Source organism: bacterium, from assembly GCA_018812485.1.
GTDB lineage: Bacteria > JAHJDO01 > JAHJDO01 > JAHJDO01 > JAHJDO01 > JAHJDO01.
On the sequence record JAHJDO010000074.1, the window covers coordinates 1 to 2,754 of the forward strand.

Below are 2,754 nucleotides of genomic sequence, written 5' to 3' on the forward strand. Positions count from 1 at the left end.
ATAAGAGCTGAACGGATAGGCAAGCCAGAAACACATTGGATACAATGGATGCAGATAGATAATGATACAGGAAGTCTATATAAGTCTAATGCCTTAGGCGGTCAGAAGAAGCTGACCTCTGATTAATATTGGCTGGTAATTTTGAATAAAACACCATTACTCCTACCAATTTTAACATTATTCTTGATGAGTACCTCAGTTTTCGCCTCTATGGAGCTTGATATAGACTTTGACAAACCTGCTGAGCTAAAGCGTTATAAATTTGAATATAGCAGAGATAATAATAATGATGGCGAACCAGATGGGATATATTATAAACATAACAGTAGTAATAAAGAGTGCCTAGTGGAAGATAAGGATTATGACGGAAAATTTGAGACAATAACTTATTATGAAGAAGGAGAATTAATTAGAACCGAAATGGATATAGATAAAGATGGTAAAATGGATTATAGATATTGGTATAAAGACGGAAAGGTCGATAGATTAGAAGAAACTTTAGAACTAGAAGAGGAAGAGGAAGAATAATAATTTTTGCTATTTGCGGATTTACTCACCACGCGCCCATAGCTCAATTGGATAGAGTGCCGGCCTACGAAGCCGTAGGTTCCCTGTTCGAACCAGGGTGGGCGCACCACCCCCTTAGTATAATTAATCCATTTTCAAAGTGGTTAGATACTCTTTAGCCCTGTTTATGTTTTCATTATTGCCGCTGGCAGATCTCAGGAATTGTTCCAGATGGTAGATTGCTTTTTTCCGGTCAGGTAAAAATTCAGAGTAAATGTAGCCTAGACTAAAGTGTGCATCGGAATATTCAGGGATGAATTCCAGGCATTTCCCGAATTCATCTATCGCTTTTTTATATTGCTTGTCGTCTATATATAAGACCCCTAAATTATAATGTGAGACAGTATTTTCGAATACATCTTGCTTAACTACTTCAGAAAAACGATCCAAGATTTCGTTTAGCTTGCTTTCTAAGGATTTGTTTTCATTTAGCGTTGCTAACCAACTGTTTTTGATCTCAGTTTTCTCTTTTTCTAGCAAGTCAATCCGGTTTTTGAGTTCGACCCGGTTGTCTTTTAGAGATGCGATTTGTTCACCGAGCTTAGAATGTATTTGATTTTTTTCTTGTTCGAGGCCATCCACCAGTGTTTTGATGAGTTCGTCCTGCATACTCTTCTTGGATTGTTCCAATGTGGCATTTTGACTTTTCAATTTATTCATCGTGTCTAATAGAGAGGCTATTTTGGTATTTAGTTCAGATTCCAACTTAGATTTAGCATCAAGCTTTTTTGTGAAATCCGTCTCTATTCTGGTTTTTTCCTTTCCCAATAATTCAAGCTGGATTTCGAGATCGGATTGCGTGTTTTTCAGAGAGTCGATCTGTCTGGAGAGATTAGAATACGCCCTATCTTTTTCCTTTTGAAGCGCCCGCAATTTTTTATTAAGGTCATCCTCGATATTGTTCTTGGAAAATTCCAGTATGACATTTCGTTCTTCCAATTTATTTATTGTATCCAGTAAAGAGGCGGCTTTTGTGTATTCTATCTTGGATTTAGCGTCGAGTTCTTCTGTGAAACCAGTTTTGATTTCGGTCTTTTCTTTTTCTAGTAATGCAATCTGATTTTGGAGTTCAGTTTGAGTGCCTTCCAAAAAGGCGACCTTTTTATTGTATTCACTTTCTATATTGGGTTTGGCATCAAGTTCTTTTTTGAGCTCGGTATTTTGTCGACTCGTTTCATAAAAACGGTTTAAAATTTCGTTTAGCTTGTCTTCAGAGGATTTATTTTTATTTACTGCCTCTAGCCAATTATTCTGAAGCTCGGCTTTCTCCTTTTTTATCAAAGCGATTTGGTTTTCTAATTTGGCTCGGGTGTCTTTTAAAGAAACGAACTGGCTGCTGAATTTAGAACGTATTTTATCTTTTCCTCGAGTTAATACGGAAAAACGGCTTAAGGCTTTGTTTAGCTTGTTTTCCAATGACTTGTTTTTATTTATGGCTTGCGACCAACTGTTTTTGAGCTCGGTTTTCTCTTGTTTTAAGAGAGCAATCTGGCTTTCGAGTTCAGCTCGGATGTTTTCTAGAGAGGTGATTTGGCTTGTTAGATCGGAATGTATTTTATTTTTTTCTTTTTCAAGATCGTCTAATAATGTCCTGCTCAGCTCATCGCGAACATTCTCTTTGGCTTGTTTTATCATTTTGGCCTTCTGAGCTTCCAAGTTGTTTACAGTATCTTCTAAGGAAGCTATTGTTATATTCAAATCAGATTCTACCTTGGATTTAGCTTCCATTTCTTTTATAAGCTCAGCTTTTTGCTGGATCGCTTTAGAAAAGCGGCTTAGAACTTCGTTTAAGTCGTTCTCCAGAGATTTATTTTTATTTGTTGCTGCCACCCAGTTATTCTGGAGTTCGATTTTTCCCTTTTCCAGAGAGGCAATTTTATTCTCAAGTGCGACTTTCATCTCTTTTAGAGGGGTGATCTGGCTGGCAAGTTCAGAATATATTTTCTCTTTCTCTTCCGCTAGATTACTAGAAAAGCGGCTTACGACTTTATTTAGCTCATTTTGCAAAGATTCATTTGCATTAACTGATTCTATCCAACTATTCTGGAGTTCGGTTTTTTCTTTTTCCAGTGAGGCAATCTGATTTTCCAGTTCAACGTGCCTTTCTTTAAGAGAGGTAATCTGGCCGCTGTATTGACCATGTATTTTGTATTTTTCCTCTTCAAGAGCAGCGGGAAAATGGTTTAA

The 2,754-nt window shown here is 37.0% G+C and carries 2 protein-coding genes and 1 tRNA gene; 2 read left to right on the plus strand and 1 reads right to left on the minus strand.

Going from position 1 to position 2,754, the window contains the following annotated elements:
• Window positions 1-186: 186 nt before the first annotated feature.
• Both KKC91_05720 and KKC91_05725 read left to right on the plus strand, forming a co-directional pair.
• Window positions 187-528 (plus strand): hypothetical protein, encoded by a 342-nt coding sequence (locus KKC91_05720; GenBank protein ID MBU0478046.1) that lies wholly within the window; start codon window positions 187-189, stop codon window positions 526-528.
• Window positions 529-560: 32 nt separating this feature from the next.
• Window positions 561-637 (plus strand) — tRNA-Arg (locus KKC91_05725).
• A gap of 14 nt (window positions 638-651) precedes the next feature.
• Here the strand turns inward: KKC91_05725 and KKC91_05730 are convergent.
• A partial coding sequence (locus tag KKC91_05730) for a hypothetical protein (GenBank protein MBU0478047.1) occupies window positions 652-2,754 on the minus strand: 2,103 nt, incomplete at its 5' end.